At 70.5% G+C, this 241-nt stretch carries 1 pseudogene; it reads left to right on the forward strand.

Going from position 1 to position 241, the window contains the following annotated elements:
- Positions 1-13: 13 nt before the first annotated feature.
- A pseudogene (locus WA670_RS45145) lies at positions 14-241 on the forward strand (histidine kinase); the annotation flags it as partial.

Consider the following 241-nt stretch of genomic DNA (forward strand, 5'->3'; position numbering starts at 1 on the left):
CGGGACGGATCCGGTGGATGCGCTGGAGCTGATCGCGGGCCGTGCGCTGGAGCTGACCGGTTCGGACGTGACGATGCTCGCGTTGCCGGGCACGGGCCGGCTCGATGTCGACGAGGAACGGGACACCGATCCCGCGGAACTGACCGTGACAGTGTGCGCGGGCGGTGACGCCACCGATCTCATGGGGCTGCGGATGTCGGTCGAGGGGACGGTGCCGGGGGCGGTGTTCCGGGACCGTACT

It is taken from the genome of Amycolatopsis sp. VC5-11 (genome assembly GCF_037034185.1).
In the GTDB taxonomy this organism is placed as follows: domain Bacteria; phylum Actinomycetota; class Actinomycetes; order Mycobacteriales; family Pseudonocardiaceae; genus Amycolatopsis; species Amycolatopsis nivea.